At 68.2% G+C, this 15419-nt stretch carries 13 protein-coding genes; all 13 read right to left on the minus strand.

Features of this window, described 5'->3' with window-relative positions; genetic code table 11:
* Positions 1-237 precede the first annotated feature (237 nt).
* On the minus strand, positions 238-1572 hold the full coding sequence (locus PSQ21_RS36760) for a hypothetical protein (RefSeq protein ID WP_274036579.1): 1335 nt from the start codon (positions 1570-1572) through the stop codon (positions 238-240).
* Entirely contained in the window at positions 1569-4064 is a 2496-nt protein-coding gene (locus PSQ21_RS36765) for a hypothetical protein (protein ID WP_274036580.1), read from the minus strand. Before PSQ21_RS36765 ends, PSQ21_RS36760 begins: the two co-directional genes overlap by 4 nt.
* Before the next feature lie 821 nt (positions 4065-4885).
* A complete protein-coding gene (locus PSQ21_RS36770; RefSeq protein WP_274036581.1) occupies positions 4886-5365 on the minus strand; it encodes a hypothetical protein in 480 nt (159 codons plus the stop codon).
* A 660-nt stretch (positions 5366-6025) separates the two neighbouring features.
* The gene (locus PSQ21_RS36775) at positions 6026-6775 is read right to left on the minus strand and encodes a hypothetical protein (protein WP_274036582.1); all 750 of its coding nucleotides are present in this window, start codon (positions 6773-6775) and stop codon (positions 6026-6028) included.
* A 449-nt stretch (positions 6776-7224) separates the two neighbouring features.
* On the minus strand, positions 7225-8139 hold the full coding sequence (locus tag PSQ21_RS36780) for an AAA family ATPase (RefSeq protein WP_274036583.1): 915 nt from the start codon (positions 8137-8139) through the stop codon (positions 7225-7227).
* Between the two features lie 719 nt (positions 8140-8858).
* Positions 8859-9671, minus strand: coding sequence for a hypothetical protein (locus PSQ21_RS36785; RefSeq protein ID WP_274036584.1), 813 nt, complete (start codon positions 9669-9671; stop codon positions 8859-8861).
* 105 nt (positions 9672-9776) lie between these two features.
* A complete protein-coding gene (locus tag PSQ21_RS36790) occupies positions 9777-9971 on the minus strand; it encodes a hypothetical protein (RefSeq protein WP_274036585.1) in 195 nt (64 codons plus the stop codon).
* Positions 9972-10370: 399 nt separating this feature from the next.
* On the minus strand, positions 10371-10988 hold the full coding sequence (locus PSQ21_RS36795; RefSeq protein WP_274036586.1) for a hypothetical protein: 618 nt from the start codon (positions 10986-10988) through the stop codon (positions 10371-10373).
* 454 nt (positions 10989-11442) lie between these two features.
* Positions 11443-12075 carry a hypothetical protein gene (locus PSQ21_RS36800; RefSeq protein ID WP_274036587.1) on the minus strand — a complete coding sequence of 211 codons (633 nt, stop codon included), beginning with the start codon at positions 12073-12075 and terminating at the stop codon, positions 11443-11445.
* A 354-nt stretch (positions 12076-12429) separates the two neighbouring features.
* Positions 12430-12996, minus strand: coding sequence for a hypothetical protein (locus tag PSQ21_RS36805; RefSeq protein WP_274036588.1), 567 nt, complete (start codon positions 12994-12996; stop codon positions 12430-12432).
* A gap of 47 nt (positions 12997-13043) precedes the next feature.
* Complete coding sequence (locus PSQ21_RS36810) at positions 13044-13361, minus strand: hypothetical protein (RefSeq protein WP_274036589.1); 318 nt, start codon at positions 13359-13361, stop codon at positions 13044-13046.
* A gap of 81 nt (positions 13362-13442) precedes the next feature.
* On the minus strand, positions 13443-13838 hold the full coding sequence (locus PSQ21_RS36815) for a hypothetical protein (protein WP_274036590.1): 396 nt from the start codon (positions 13836-13838) through the stop codon (positions 13443-13445).
* A gap of 77 nt (positions 13839-13915) precedes the next feature.
* The gene (locus tag PSQ21_RS36820) at positions 13916-15334 is read right to left on the minus strand and encodes an ADP-ribosyltransferase (protein ID WP_274036591.1); all 1419 of its coding nucleotides are present in this window, start codon (positions 15332-15334) and stop codon (positions 13916-13918) included.
* Positions 15335-15419 lie beyond the last annotated feature (85 nt).

Raw genomic sequence — 15419 nt, forward strand, 5'->3', positions numbered from 1 at the left:
CTGCCGTTCGGGATGCCCGCGTGGTCGCGCGGTGTCCCGGGCGGCCGTCGTCTTCCCAGGGCGCCCTCCGCCGGCAGCCCATCCCGCTACCTCGGTCCCCGGGGTCGTTCACGTGCGCTGAGGGCCGCTGCTCAGTGTTCGTGTGCTGGTCCGGCGGCGGGCGGTGGGGGCAGGGGGCTTCCCCAGGCGCGGGCGGTGAGGCGGCCGGGCACCCGGGGGAGGACGGGTCTGGGTTCCTCACGCGCACGCTCCCGCCGCTGCGCCGCGTCCTTCGCCGGGCGGGGCCAACCCTCGCCACACGGGGCGGGCCCGGTCTCGGACGTCCCATCCTGCCCACGCGTCGTCCAGCAGCTCGCCGGTGTCCGGGTCCAGGACGCCCTCCGGGACGAGCTCCAGAACGGGGCGCCGGCGGTGCCGCTGCTCGGCCCGTTCGGCCAGCCAGCGGCGGTAGTTGTGGCGGTCGCGCCGGTGCCGGTCCCGCCGGCGCTCGCCCAGGCCGACGGTGCCGTGGTGCTCAGCAGCCTGGGAGAGGACCTGCCCGTCGGCGTGGAGCCACCCGGGCGCACTGAGGGCGGGCACGAGAAGATACTTCCCGTCGAGTTCGACCGCCAGCTGGTCCTCGACGAGACCCCGCATGCGGCGCACCACCGTGGTGCGGTGCAGCCCGGTCGCCCGGCTCAACTGCGCGACGTCGAGACCGTCCACCGGATCGAGGCAGGTAAGCAGCCGGGCGCCGCTGGTTCCGTGGGCGTATCGGTGGAACGCGTCGTGGCCCATCAGCGCGGCCAGGGCCTCGGTGTCGGTCCGCGAGGTGCCGGTGTGCGCGGGTGGGACAGTTCCTGCCCCCCTCGAACCCGTAGCTGGCAACTGTCCTGGCTGCGCTCCGGATGCCTCCTCCCCTTCGGGCGGTACACGCAACACCCAGCGGGAGCCGTGGTCCTTGCCCGACCCGGAGGCGAGCAGGACCAGCCAGCCGTCCTTCTTCAGCCGCTTGTCGCTGGCCTCCGCGGTCGCCTTCGCACAGTTCATCAGCTCGGCCAACTGCCGTACCGACACCACGTGCTCGACGCCACCGGCCCGCTCGCACAGCCCGAGACGGGCGGCGAGGTTCTTCTGGTCGGTGTCCGCGCCCCGCCGAGCCGGCCACGTCCGCTCCTCGACCGCTCGGCGGATGCCGCCCAGCGCCTCAACCGCGTCCTCACGGCCCCGGATCACCGGGCTCGCCGCGACCAGCACGGCGGCCTTCTCCAGCATCGCCGTCAGCTTCGCCTCCGCGTACAGCGTCCCCTTCCGCTCCCGAAGACGCCGCGCCCACGCTCCCCCAGCACTCGGCGTGTAGATCAGCGCGTGATGAAAATCAGCCGGCGCCCAGGCACGACCGGGCTGCGAGCACCCCACGGCCAGGGCCATCGTCAACCGGTAGCCGGCATCGGAGTCCGACTGCCCGCCGTACCGGCCCTCGGTGTCCCCCTCCAGCAGCAGACGCCGCATCCGGTCCGACAACCGCAACCGCTCCCACACCGGCAACACCGGCCTGCTCCGCCCGCCAGCCCCGGCCCGGTCCGCGCTCATGCCGCACTCACCAGACCTTCAGCCAGGTCCGCCGCGCCAACGGCCGCCGGGCTCTCTCCTGGCAGCGTCCGCCGGGCGAGCTCGGCACACCGCCGCTCCCAGCCCTCGCTCGCAGGCGGCCTCGCCGAACGCTCGTCCTCCAGGCGAGCCAGGCGGTCACGCAGCATCGTCCGGGCCGCTGTCTCGCCCGCCCTCTCCGCGGCCTCCTCGGCCGCCCGCAGCGCCAACGACCGGGTCGGATACCGGTGCCGGCGGCGCATGGCGGCCTCGTACGCACGGTCCGCTTCCGCCTCGGCCTCCTCGCCAACCACCAGCCGCGCCAGCGCGGAAGCCCTGCGCCCGGCGAGAATCTGCTCCGCGATCGTGGCCCGGGTGTACGCGAGAACCGCCTCCGCCTGCGTGTCCACCGACCGCGCCACAGCGTCCTCCAGGAGGCGCCGCGTGTCCGCCGCCACCTGCTCCGCGAGCTTCCCGGTCGCCGCCGGATCATCCAGATCGGCGCGCACGGCCACGATCACGTCGACCGCCTGGCGCAGCAGGTCCCGCGTTCGCCGGCCGGAAACACACACCAGGCACAAACCCGCCGCCTCCGGGATCCCGCACTCCTCGCACGGAGCCGTCACACGTTCCCGCTCAGCGGCATCCAGCTCCTCCCGCCGAGCGGCCAGCACCTCCTGACGCACCGCCTGCTCGGCAGCCGACCGCTCACGGCGAACACCCTGAGCCGCGGCCCGCACCTGGACCCGCTCCTGCAGCCGCCGCTCGACCTCGCGTCGACGGGCCTGGAGCGGCAACTCCGGCACGTCGTCCGCGACCTCGGAGGCAACCGATGCGCGCAGCGCCCGGCGATCCCCCATCACGCTCTCACAGCTCGAACAGCCGCTTCCGGTGTCGATCCGCACACCGTCGTCGCACAGATGCGACCAGCAGCCGGGCTTCTGCGGCAAACCCCGCCTCAGAAGCCAGCCCTCCAGCCCGCCCACCGGCCGGCCCGCCTGCATCCCCAGCCGACGCTCCAGCCGCTGGACCAGGACCTGCTCGGCCGGCTCAGCGCCCACCAGCCCCCGCAAGCGGGCCAGCTCGCTACGAACCGCCCCCGCCAGCCACCGCTGTGTCGAGACGCGGCCCACACCCGCCCACAACCCCGCCACCGGCCTCAGAACCCGGCTGAGATCCTCGGGAAGCCTCGACGGCCGGACGAACACCGCACCGCATGCGGCCCGAGCACTTCCGAAGCTGTCGATCGCCTGAGAACTGTGCTGTTCCCCGCGGAGCGGGCCACCCCCGCCACCTGAAACCGTGGCTTCATCAGGCGCTGCTGGAGCTTTCTGGTCCTCGCCCGTGCGCGCGCACTCCGGCTCCGAAGCCCGGCCATCGACGGCAGAGCCGGAACAACCAACCAACTCACCAGCAGACGAAGGAGATACCCCAACCACCTGCGGGTGGGTGGCGTGAAGGTCTGCAGCAACAGGGCGCTCCGCCCCTGCGCCCCCCACGACACCACCAGCACCCCGGATCCCAGCACCAGCAGGCCCTTCCCCGACCCCAGACCCTTCAAGATCGCCGGATGCAGCAACAGGGCGCTGCCCGGACGCCCCAACGAGGACCTCCTCGAAGGCACCCTGAACCCATTCGTTGCCGCGAACCCCCGCGCCGTCGATGCCTGCTGCCAGGTCGTCAGCAGCACACTGCTGGCACCTCACCGCCGAATCAGCCGCCGGCTGCGGCGCCTGCGCGCCGACCTCCGGAACCGAGGCGGCCGAAGGAACGGCACGCCCGTGCGCCTCCGCCACGGCCGGCACCCACATACGAGCCCGCCCGAAGCACCCCGACGCCGTATCCCCCCGCGGCACCGTGAGCAGACCGCGAGCCTCCAACCGGTCCACGACCTTCGCCCCACCCGACACCGAACACCCCAGCGCCCGGGCCACCGTGGCATCCGCACGACCCCGCCCGGCCGCGACGCTCCCGCCAACCATCCGCACCCGGCCATCAGCCCGCGTCTGCAGAACCAGCAGCAACAACGCCAGCCGATCGGTCGCCGCGCCCCTCCCCCGCCGGTCCGCCAGGAGCCCCGCCGGAGTGACCGGACCGTCCTTCGGCGCCCAACCCGGCCCGATCACCGCCTCGCACAGCCGCAGCAACGTCGCCAGATCACGCCGGGTCAGCTTCAACGGGTGATCGCCCTCGTGCGCCCTGGCCTCCGACAACGGCAACAACCGCATGGTCAGGCCGGCCACGCGACCGGAACCGTCGTCGTCAACGCGGGCCTCGGATGTCGCGATGCCCGCCGTTTTCACCTCAGGCAGGACCGCGTGCGCGACATGAGACGCCGAACAGCCCAGCCACCGGGACAGGTCACCGGTGCGAGTGCGGACCTTGGTTGAAGCGGCTGGAGACTTCGCCAACAGCACCACCGCCGCCAGCCGGACCGCGTCCTTCTGACCTGCAACCCGAGGATCCGTCAGCAGTCCCCGCACCGCGGAGTACAACCGAGAACGCATCCCCCGGTTCAGCTGCAACGGGTGACCGGGACCGACCATCGGAACTGGGCCAGCTACCGGGGAGGACCAGCTCTGCGAGCTGGACGGAGCGGCCGAGAGATCAGGCCGACGTGAAGAACCAGCGTGAAAATTACGAGATTGAGCCGACTTGCGTGGACTTCCTGAACCTGCCCCAGGCACGACTGAGCCGACCCTCTGACGGGTAGCTATGATCTGCTCCTGTCGAGGAGAAAAAGGGAAACCGGTATCGCCGTCCGGCTCGCTTGGGGAAGCAGAGACTGCCGGACGCGGACCTGTTCAGTTGGGAATGCGGGTAGCCCTACCTCCTTCCGAGCGCGGGTGGGCGCGACATGAGAGTTCTCGCGCCCACCCGGTCAGGACTCGTCCGCACGGGGCGTGATTACAGCGGCCAGCGGTGCGAGTCGTGAGAGGGGCCGACGAACGCAACCAAGATGCCTTGCTTGCCGGCCGGGCTTACTGGGAGCAAGGCCAGCACTCACTGATTCGAGGCACAGTGCGTGAAGCCAGGGCCATCGAAGGTGTCGTGTCACTTGCTCGGCAGGCGCGGGAGAGAGGCTCTGGGGAGAGAGCGGGAGGCGCTTGCGAGTCCCACAGCTTCCTGGGTAGGGCGGCACGGGCTACCAGTTTCGGCCAAATTGCGGCGGATGAGACACATGTAGCCGAGGCTCCACGGTGTGGAGACGTCTCGGCTGGTGGCTGGTAGCCTCAGGGATGGCGAGAGAGGCTACCTGGCCTTTTCGGTTCGGCACCCACTCTGTTTGCGGCAGGTATGTGGGTGCCGTTCTGTTTTAGGCAGCTATCCTCATGTCCCCCTCGCACGTGCCAGCCAAGCGCTGCTGGAGCTCTGCATGCCAGGCTCCAATCGTCATGATGATGAGAGGCAGCCCCTCGTCGAGAGCCTTCTCGCAGAGCTGGAGCAGCTCGTAGTCCTGTACGACAAGAGCGACTGTCTCGGGGAAAGCCACGAGACGGGTGCGACGATCGACTTCAGCTGGGGCTTCTCCGCATCGATGGTCCTCTGCCGCGAGGAGCAGCTCCATCACGACGCGGACTGCGTCCCAGTCCCGCTGAAACGCTGTCGTTGTGCGCTCACCTTGCTGTGTTTCGCGGTTCGTTGAACGAGTGGCACCCAGGGTGTGCGCTACGCGGGCGAGCACCACGTCGTGCGGCCGGAGGTTATCCGCATCAGGCAGCAGGCCAATGCGCGCCAGGTTCTTGAGTGTTCCGGCGCTGACGCCAGACCAATCCGACACGGTGCGTTGAGACATGGTTCCGTCCTGGCGCACTGGTGAGCGGCGCGGTGGCACCTGATCCTCCCTCAAGTTCGCTGTGCAGCCGGGTCGTGAGCGACGGCTGGTTCAAGAGTACTCAATCTTGAGGCGAATCATACGACCCTCGTGCATCTTGTGCGCAAACTGCTTATCAACCTGCGTGTCGCGCGAGAGTAGCAACCAGGCGTCTCCGTAGGACCTCGCGGCGCTGGGCGAACATCTGCGCAGGTAGGGAGCTTGCTGGCCCGTGCGCGTCTTCCGTAGAAGCCGAGAACCCTCCAGGTCTCGGCCCCGCTGTGATCGGCCGAGCACACGGCCAGTGTGCCGCAAATGCAAGACCGTCGCGCAGATCGCCTTGCGGAGGGTCGATGAGCGGGCTGCGTCAACTCGTGGAGTAGACGGATCCTCGTGTCGCTGAGGGATGAGCTGGTGAGGGCACGGTGGCCAAGGTGAAGCGCCATGTGGGGACAGGACCTCTGCGTTCAGCGGCGCCTCGTGAGACGTGTCCCTGTGTCTCTGACTGTGTCCCGCGCCGTGTCCCGGAATGTGCACTTGTGAACGCACCAGTGATGGGACCCCTGTGGGCTCGCCTGAGGGAGGCGCACGCATATGAGGGGGCGGACCCGCCCTGGGCCCGCCCCCTCATATGCCGAAAAGCTAGTTGTTTCCCGGCACCTCTGCCTTGAGTTGCTCAAGGAAGGACTCGACGATCACGTTGATCATCTGTCCGTGCAGCCCGGTGGTGTTCGCGAGGAGAAGCTCATCCATCATCTCGTCGAGCCACTCGTCGTTCTCTTTCCAGATGCTGTAGTGATTCGGGGAACCAAAGCCGGAGTCCTCACCAACACGACGATCACGGAACTCGTCCGCAGCACTGATGAGTTCCTCAACGGACACGCCTCGTGCCATCGTGATAGCTGCATCGACGTACTGGCTTGGCTTGAGGTTCTTCAGTTGGAGCCTGCGCTTGTCCGAGACCAGTTGGCGGTTCAGCGCTGACGTGACGTCGAGGTGCAGGCGGATGTTCCGCTTCTCGGGCTTGGTTCCGGTGCGGGTGGCCTGAGCCCGGCGGTAGCTCTTGGCGAGCTCCATGTAGGCGACAGGGAGGCCTTCCACCTTGCCCGCCAGACCGGGCGGCAGCGCCTCGAGCATCCGTTGCTCAGAGAAGCCGCTGGTCCTCGGCAGGGCGGGAGGGGCGCTGCGCCGGACCACCAAGCCACTCACTCGGCCGCTCGACTTCGAGCCCTTTCCGGAATCGTCGTCGTGAAGCTCCTCAGCCGCTACCGGATGGGACATCACCACCATCTCGCGACTGCCTGCACCGCGTGTGCCTTCAGTGGTGAAGCCGGAAGGCTCCGCCGAAGGGGCATCCGCGGCAGAGTGCGAGGACGGCTCATCCTCCGCCACATCGCGAGCGTCTCGCGCTGTGGTAGGTCGCTCCGGAGCACGTTCAGTGCTCTGCTCCGGCACCTGGACGGTCACGCCTTCCGTCGCCTGTGCCTTGGGCGCTTCCGGCGGTGCTTCTGCTGCCGGCGGTGTAGAGGGCTCCTGGGCGGGTGAGGGTCCAGGTGAACTGGGGGCCTCACCCACCGGGGACGCAGAGTTCGTGGATGACGCTGCGGGTTCCGTCGCCTGTGCCTTGGGTGCTTCCGGCGGTGCTTCTGCTGCCGGCGGTGTAGAGGGCTCCTGGGCGGGTGAGGGTCCAGGTGAACTGGGGGCCTCGCCCGCAGGCGTCGGCGTCTCGTTGATAGCCGAGAGCGCGCCCGAGGTAGAGAGAGCGCTCAACCTGTTAAACGCACCGGTGGTCTTCTTTGCCTTCTGCCGCCGTGAGGCTCCAGCCCCAGTGCCGCTGGCCATTACTGCTGCCCTTCCAGACTCTTAAGCCAGGCGGCCTCCCGGTCAGCGATCACGGAGGCCGGGACGCCGAGGGACTCCGCGAGCACACCAGCGAAGTGAGCGAACTCCTCGGGGATGGCGCCCCAGGTGTCGGCAATGCCTTCCAGGAGCGGAACGGTGCCTTCGAGCAGCTCTACGGTCTGTAGGCCATCTGGGTGATCCGCAGTGTCACCCCTGATGATGCCCGCAATGTAGTCGCGCGCATTTGTGTAACTACTGCGCTTCGGAAAGGACTTGGCGAGCATGACGTGCAAGTCGATGGGCTCCCCCATCTCCTCCAAGAGAGCGAAGGTCGTGGTCAGCTGAACCACGTCTCCCACGTGCTGTTGCGTGGGGACGATGCCTCGCTTGGTCAGCATCCATGCGGTCTTGAGCACGCCCTTGTCTGTCGGGCCCACATCGATGATGAGGTGCTTGAACCCGCGCCCCATGAGGTCCGTTACTTGCTTAGCCATGGCGGGGCCGGTGTAACCCACCACTGTCACGGTGGCGGGCCACTCTTTTCCGGCTGCGGCCTGCCACTTGAGGCACGTGCGATTGGTGTCGTCCGCGTCCACGAGGAGCACTGGCTCGCCTGTGAGCGCCAGGATGAGGGCGATGTACACAGACAGCGTCGTCTTCATCACCCCGCCCTTGGCGTTACCCATGGTGATCTTGACGCCGTCAGGGGTGTTGATCGCCGCAATTACGGCGGTCTTCAGGGGTTCGGGCAGATCCTCGACAAGTTCGCGAACCTCAACGCTGAGGTGTGCGGGGAGCGTCAGGGATGGAGCCGTCCTCTGCCGGGGGAGGAAGGTGCTGGGGACCCCCGTGAGTTCGTCAACCTCGTCTGATGCCGGAGTCGAAGTCGTCTCTTGAGTTAGCTGCTCAGCCATTGCTTTTGACTACCTACTTCTCACTTGGCGAGTTGGCGCTTGGCCTTCAGGTGGAGCAGCGGGCTGTTGTGTCGCAAAGCCGATGCCGTACTGACCCTCAAGTTGCGGTGAGTGCCAAGGCAGTCGATCGGACTGCGTACCTTCGCCCCGGGGGGTGAGGTAGCTCAGGAAGGTTCCCCGAGCGTCGGCCGGTCAAGCAGGTGTCGGATCGCAATCACAGATTGCCCGCAACCGCTCGTGTTCCTGAGCGGCGGAGCCACGCTAGCAGACTGACTCCGCGTTATTCAGGCAAGCGCACCCCTTTGGGGCGAGTAGGTTGCAACGCCTTCGAACGTGTCAACCCGAGCCTGCCCCGGAGGGGTTCGTTCAAGGTGCGCAGCCATGGCCGAACCAGGTCGGGTCGCGTAACTCGGTGGACCCTCAACCACCTCACTCGGGTGGTAGGAAGTTGAGTGTGTGCGTTAGCTGTGTCCCTGTGTCCCGTAATGTGTCCCGTAATGTGTCCCAGCTAGTGCAATTGTGAAAGTGCAGGTCAGAGGCCGTTTTTGCCAACTCATTACCTTCATGCGTTCGATGCCGACTCGTCTAACAGGGCCGTTAATGCGGAGGTGTTGCGTGCATCGGGTGCTATGCGGCACGCCTTCGGCGGTGAGGGCCTGAGCGACTGAGCGCCGAAGTGCCGTGAACTGAGGGGCCTTCGGGTGTGCGAGCCCGGCTTGCTAATCGCCCTCTCCCACGCCATGAGCGATGGAGGCGTGCCGTCGGCCCTTGGCGAGGATCGTGACAACGGCATCGCTCCGGTCGCCGGTTGTCTTCTCGGCCAGAGTGAGCTTGCGGGTGCGCACGAGCTTGTGCCGACTGAGGGTGCAGAGCGCGTCGGTCAAGAGGTCTGCGTCGGCTCCAAGGTGGACGCGAAAACGAGAGCTTGAGTAGACCTCGGCGATGATCTGGCCGGGGTTGGGCAGCTCTGAAGAACTCGAGCGCTCCAACTCGTCGGACGCAGTGGCGAGCAGATTGAGCAAGTCGCGCTCGATGGGGGAGAGGCCCAGATCTGCGACGGGCCGGCCGATCCTGCGGGACTGCCTCTTCTCGGCGAACCTGCGGACGGTGTCGGCGGCGAAGATCGGGCCGGCCGCCAGGGTCTGAGCAGCCTGGAGGTCGCCACGGCCGACCAGCCGGTCGACCTGCTGCTTGTGGACGCCCAGGATGTCTGCGGCCTCCGCGATGCCGGCGAGTTCGGGAATGCAGGGTTCGGCCTGTCGGCGGTCGAGCTCGGCCTCGGTGACGACTTCGATTCCGACGAGGGTGAGGGAGAGGCCGATCTGGCCCAGGGCGAGGTTGGCGAGTGCCACCGTTTCGGAGGCGGCGTCGAGCGCGGAGTCAGCCTGGATCATCAGGCGGAGGGAGAGATTGCCGTTGGGGCTGGGACCGACGCCGGGGGCGTGCTCGATCAAGGCGTCGAAGAGTTCGCTGTAGAGCTCCGGCGGGGTGTCGGTGGCGTTGTACTCGGCGTAGGCGCTCCAGGCAGCCATTCGGTTCGATCTCCTTGGGGTAGGGGGTTGGTGGCGTCAGAAAGTGGGTCGGGGTCCGAGGCCCGGGGTGTCCCGGGTGCTAAGCCCCGGGACACCCCGGCTCTGTCACCGGGTGAATCCAGCCTGCTTCAGGTAGGCCAGCGCGTTCTTCAAGGACCGGTGGTCGCTCGGCGCCCCGGGCAGCAGGGTCACGGGGGTCTTGCCCTTGAGCACCATGTGGTGCCCCTTGGCCGTCCGCCGGACGGTGAACCCTTGCTTCTTAATGGCCTTGATGAGCTTGCTGACTTCCTTGTTGGCCACATTCTCCCCTAACAGTGAACGTCGTCAACACTAACTACCGTTCATAAGTGTTAAATCTGTCAATAGTTATGAGGGAGTGGATGGCTCCTGTGGCCGAGGACCATGGGGGCCAAGGGCGGAACCGGCGAATCGAGTGGGTGCCGTCGGCCCGGGTCGGTAGTTCCGTGTCGGTACGCGGCCCTGCGGCCATCCCCGCATTCGAGGGCTCGAGGTGAGTCGGGCAGGCCGACGTGCAGCAGGGGAGCTCCGACGCTGTTCCCATCGGCGGATCATTCCGCTGAAGGCCGAGCGATCCCTTCGCTCACTCCCGTCACGCCGACTTTCCAAGCGGCCACGGTTCGTTGGGCGACGCCCGGCGAGGTTCAGTGAGAAAAGGCGGCTGCTATCGAGACTGCGACGTCAGGAGGCAGCCAGGTAGGCGATAGGCCCGCCGGACACCGCGTTCTGCACCCGTGCGCCCAGCAGGCTGACCGTCAGGTCGGCCACCGCCGGGTCTTTCGTCACCAGCTCGTACGACTGCTTGTCCACCAGCGTCCCCACCCGCCCGGCGATCTCCGCGGCGAAGGCGTGGCGCACTTCTCCGCGGGCAAACCGACGCGTCTCCTGCGTCCCATGGATTGTCAGCACGCCCACTACCCACCCCGCTACCGCCACGGGCAGCACCCCTGACAACACGATCACATCCGCATCGCATCGCCACCACTGGCGAGACGCCTCCAGGAACTGGGCGTCGTCCATGTCGGCCCCTGCTCCGATGACCTCTCGCGTGTCACCTTCAAGCGATGGGACGGCCGGACTGCCCGTACGCAGCACTGGCAATACTCCCTCGGTCACCTTCACCTCGGGGGCTTCCAGCAAGGCCGTCACCCAGGAGGCGTTCAGTCCGGGCAGGAAGCCGCTGTCCAGTAGCTTGGCCAAGGTGTTCACCGACACCCCCAGCATGCTGGCGGCCTCGCTGCGCGACAGGGTGCTGGCCGGGGCGGCCTCCGGATGGACGTGTTCGATCTTCGGCAGCATGAGTACACCCTCCAATGAGGCGCCGCCCCACCCTGGGGAGCGTCAACGATGAGTGTAGTGAATCAAGGCATTGCGTATTGAGTCAATACACAGTCACGGGGCCGTGTCGGGCATGCGACTCGCCCCGCAGCGAAGGTGGACGCGCGACGGGCTGCGTGCTGAGAGGGCGGATCGCTCCTACTTCAGCGAGATGAGACAGCCTAGAGAGGAGCTGATCGCGCTTTCCGTGCGAATCGGTGGAAAAGCGACTCGCAGAATGGGGTCCTGGAGGGCCGATCGGGATGATCCTGGTGTGATGGGACCTTCGAAGAGGCCGGAGGCCCAGAGAGCGGCCCGTGTGCGATTTTGCTCCGTCGGACAGCCTTGGAAAGCCACATGGAGCCGCCACGGGGCCCCTGGAAGGGGCGACATGCTCGCGCCGGAGACGTGTTCGTGGAACGGAGGTGAGTGGCCCTCAGCAGAGACTGCCAGGAGGATGCGGGACGACCGACTTGCTCGAACTGTCCCACACCCAGATCGGCGACGCCTGCCACAGCGGAGGAAAGCCCATGAGCCGGGTTCCCGGTGATCGCGGGTCACTTCGCTCAATCAGGGACGGCCGCCAGGTCCTGTTGCCGATGAGTATGGCCTGCAGGGTCATCAGCCTGACGCCGCTGACCTTGAGGCAGGGCAGCCGCCATTCCCGCTCGTGCATCCATGACGACCCCGGCCCGACCCGTACCGCCCAGTGACCCATCCCGGTGTTCTTGAAGTACTCGTACACCTGGTCCGGTACGTACGCCACCGAGCCCCCGCCGGCCTTCACCATCTGGGCCCGGCTGATCACGATGCCCCAGGGCTTCACCCTTCCTCCGTTGATCAGGAAGGCGAGGTGTTCGGGGGGTGACTCCGAGAAGCAGACGCACGGGGCGCTCGTGCCGAACGGCGGAAAGGCACGCAGGACCGGTTCCCCGATGATCGCGTCCAGCCGTTCCTCAGGCGTCATCTCCTGGATGGGTCTCGGTACGTCACTGGGCCGGTCCCCGACGCGTCCCGTGAAGTGGAACAGGTTGTCGCTCTGTGCCGGGCCCGTGATGCCGAACTCCATGTCCAAGCCCCCGCCGATCGGCCGCTGTGCCTCGACCGAGACCATCAGGAGCAGCCGCCTGTCCCCGTGTGAAGCCGGCGGGCAGTCCTGCGCCCGCCAATCGTATTGGCGGCCGGGGACTTGTCGTGTGTTCTTCGGCAAGGAGCGGTGATGGCAGACCAGTTGGCCTACTGGCTCCAAGTGGAAACGCTGCTCCGCGGAGCCGGCACTGTCTGGCCCCGGCCCGGAGCCGGCCGTGGGCGTGGTTGTGCGGGTCCCGGACCTGATGGTGCCGGGGCCACAGCGCCGTTCGGCGGCTGTTGGCGTTCCGGTGTCCCCTCGTGTCCGTGCCGGTGTGGTTCCCGGTGCCTCGGGTCAGGGACCAGGCAGAGGGCCGGTGAGGGCGGGTTCGCCCTGGTCGATGGCTGTCTGCAGCACGAGGAGGGCGTCGGCCAGGTCGTACTGTGCGCCGGGCGCCAGTGCGGCCTCAATGGTGTGGAGTTCGACTACCATCTGTGTCAGCCGGCTCGTGATGGGTCCGCGTGTGCAGATGTTGCTCACCGTGGGCTGGGGGAGCTCGGCGCTGGTGGTCTCCAGGCGTGCCGGTTCCCCGCCGGTGGCGGCGTGCACGACGAGTGCTTCGTAGCCCAGGTCCTGTTCGGCGCAGAACTCCCGTGCGCTCTGCATGAGGGTCTCCCACCAGTGCGCCGGGGTTGTGCGGCGGTGCGCGAAGGCGCTGTCGCGGAGCACGGATCCGTCGGCCAGGACCAGCCGGTGCCAGTGGCCCAGTGCGTAGCGGTCGCGGACGGTGAACGGGTGGAACCAGACCTGGGTCACCGGGCCGTGGAGGGCTTCGGCTTCGCGCAGGGCCGTGTCCGCGGCCACCGCGGCGAGCGTCTGCTGAATGAGCGCGGCGCCGGTCGGGTGGAGAGGGCTGTTCAAGCGAGTGTCCTTTCGGCTGGGGGCGGCGCGACGCTGTGTGCCGGCGGCTACAGGTGGATCACGTCGCGGGCGCCGTCGGGTAGGGCGGCGATCTTGTCGGGGTGCTCGAGCAGGTAGGCGCGGATCCGCTGGGCCAGGCCGCGGTCGAGGGACAGGGTGGCGGGCGCCGGCGGCAGGCCGAGCGCCGAGCGGGTCTCGTCGTCCAGGTGGTCGGCGAGGGGGGAGTAGTCGGTGGTGTCGGCCTGGGCGATGAGCTCGTCGAAGCTGGGCCGGTCTCCCTGGGGCGGGGCCGGGCGGACCGGCTGCGGAGCGGGCTGGCCGGCCATCCGCGAGTTCTGCGGATCGGGCTGGGTGGGCTGGCTCATGGGGGCATCCTTCTCTCGGGTCGGTCGGGGTGGTGCCGTCGAGGTCGGCACGGGGTGTTCCGGGGCGGCCGGCGTGCACCGTCAGGACGGGTCGTCCTGCTGTCCGGTGGCCGCGGCGATCTGGTAGATCCGCTTCGTCGTCACCTGCGCTTGGTGAGCGAGTGACTCGACCGGCCAGCGGTGATGGATCCGCCGGATGATGGCGTCGCGTTCGGCCTCCGCCTCTCTGATGGCGACGGCCGCGTCATGCAGTGCCTGCAGCTCGGCCGGGTCGGGAGCGCCGTGGGGCTCGCGAAGCCGGCGGGCGAGGACCTGCCACTGACGGGCGAGGGGGGTGCCGTCCTCGTCGGTCCTGATGCGGAAGACGTCGATGTAGACGAGGAGGTCCTCGCGGGTGAAGCGGGATCCGTCGGCGAGGTTCACGTGGCCCAGGCCGCCGCGGAAGAGGGCCTCGATCTGCTGCGAGGTAGGGGACATCGCTCATCCTAGTGTCTAATCTGTTAGAGATTACGCTCTCAGGTGTTGTGTTGTCAAATCGACTAGACGTTGGCGTGTCAGGGGCGGGGGATGTCCTTCGTGTCGACCATCTGCACCACCATGCAGTTGTGGCCGTCGACTTCGACGTCCTGCTGGATCCCCACGACCCGGTATGACGAGCCGCGCGGCATCAGCCGCTCCCGCTCCTCGTTGCCTTGCACGCCGACCGCCGCGACCGCCGCACCCCGGCTGGAGACCACTTCGAAGACGACCCGGTGCCGGGCATTGCCGTACTTCTTCGTCTCCGGGTTCTGCCAGAAGCGCTGTGAGAAGCCCGCGGCCGTGGCGGGGCAGTGGGACACCGACATGTAGGAGTCGTCCCGGTAGTCCTGGCCGACCTGGAAGTTGGTCCGGACCCACGTGTCGACCTGGTCGTTCTCGCGGACGTCGGAAGGAGGGGTGAATCCGCGGTAGGTCGTGTGGAGCGTCCCCGCACCGCCGGCCTTGGCCAGCGCCGCATCGAGCGTGCCCGTGGCCGACCGTACGGAGACGACCTGCTCCTTGATCCACAGGTCCTCATCCAGGGAACGCCCGCTGTAGAGGTGCTCGTTGATGTGCTGGTAGTAGCCGTCACCGGTGTAGTTGGAGATCCACTGGCGCTCCTCCTCGTCCAGCCGGCCGGCCCACGCCCTGGACTCGCCGACCAGTTTCGTCGCCTCGTCGCTGGGCAGCTCGTCGCGATCGTCCCGGCCTGGCAGACCGTGGCGCTCCCAGGGCTTGCCCGGCTGCCCGGTCCGTGCGGTCTGAAGGATCTGTTCGGCCTGGTCGACGGGCACCCGGTCGTACAGCACGGAGCCGTCGTCCTCGACACGGTAGGGCCACGGCGATGCGGCGAGGGCTTCGTAGCGGTCGCGGTCCAGACTGCTGAAGGAGAGCCGGGCGTGCGGGTGCTCGTCGTCGTCCCCGGCGTACACGGTAGCGACACCGCAGTACCCGGGCTGCCCCCACGCGACGCTCTGTCCGCCGTCCTCGCGGGGCACGAACTTCGCTCCCGCGCCCGCGCCGCTCGCTTCGGCGAGCTTCGATGCGGCCCGCACGTGCTCGGGGAACTCCGGCGGCTGCGCCGGGGCCCGGGTGTCACCGGCCCGGTCGTCGCCGGCCGGCGGACGGGCGAGAGCGTAGGCGTAGCGTGGGTCCGCTGGATCCGGGCGCTTGGCCACATCTCCGGGGCGCGCAAGGAGAGTTCGGCTGGCCTCGGCGCACTGGCGGGCGTGATCGGCGTACTGGGCCGCCTTGTCCTCGTCCCCCCTCTCCGCGGCTTCCTTCGTTCTCTGCGCCCACGTCTGGGCCTGGGCGTAGGCGGTGGTCGCCGGGTGCCCAGGGCCGGCCGCGGCGACGTCGTGGCCGAGCTGCGCGGAGGCGGCCCGGGCGGCGGACCGGACGGCCGGGTGGGACGAGGTGCACCGCCGGCCGCCGGCGGCTATAGATCGGCACACGTGCGCGTACTCGCTTTCCCGCGGACCCCGGAGAGAGGGGGCGCCGCGATGTACCTGCTGGTTCGTCGAGGCTGGGGCCGCGGAC

The sequence above is a fragment of the Streptomyces sp. MMBL 11-1 genome (genome assembly GCF_028622875.1).
In the GTDB taxonomy this organism is placed as follows: Bacteria; Actinomycetota; Actinomycetes; order Streptomycetales; family Streptomycetaceae; genus Streptomyces.

Coding starts and splice junctions, on each gene's coding strand:
- PSQ21_RS36760 (WP_274036579.1), bottom strand. CDS start 1,572: ATGAGCGCGGACCGGGCCGGGGCTGGCGGGCGGAGCAGGCCGGTGTTG.
- PSQ21_RS36770 (WP_274036581.1), bottom strand. CDS start 5,365: ATGTCTCAACGCACCGTGTCGGATTGGTCTGGCGTCAGCGCCGGAACA.
- PSQ21_RS36780 (WP_274036583.1), bottom strand. CDS start 8,139: ATGGCTGAGCAGCTAACTCAAGAGACGACTTCGACTCCGGCATCAGAC.
- PSQ21_RS36785 (WP_274036584.1), bottom strand. CDS start 9,671: ATGGCTGCCTGGAGCGCCTACGCCGAGTACAACGCCACCGACACCCCG.
- PSQ21_RS36795 (WP_274036586.1), bottom strand. CDS start 10,988: ATGCTGCCGAAGATCGAACACGTCCATCCGGAGGCCGCCCCGGCCAGC.
- PSQ21_RS36800 (WP_274036587.1), bottom strand. CDS start 12,075: ATGGAGTTCGGCATCACGGGCCCGGCACAGAGCGACAACCTGTTCCAC.
- PSQ21_RS36810 (WP_274036589.1), bottom strand. CDS start 13,361: ATGAGCCAGCCCACCCAGCCCGATCCGCAGAACTCGCGGATGGCCGGC.
- PSQ21_RS36815 (WP_274036590.1), bottom strand. CDS start 13,838: ATGTCCCCTACCTCGCAGCAGATCGAGGCCCTCTTCCGCGGCGGCCTG.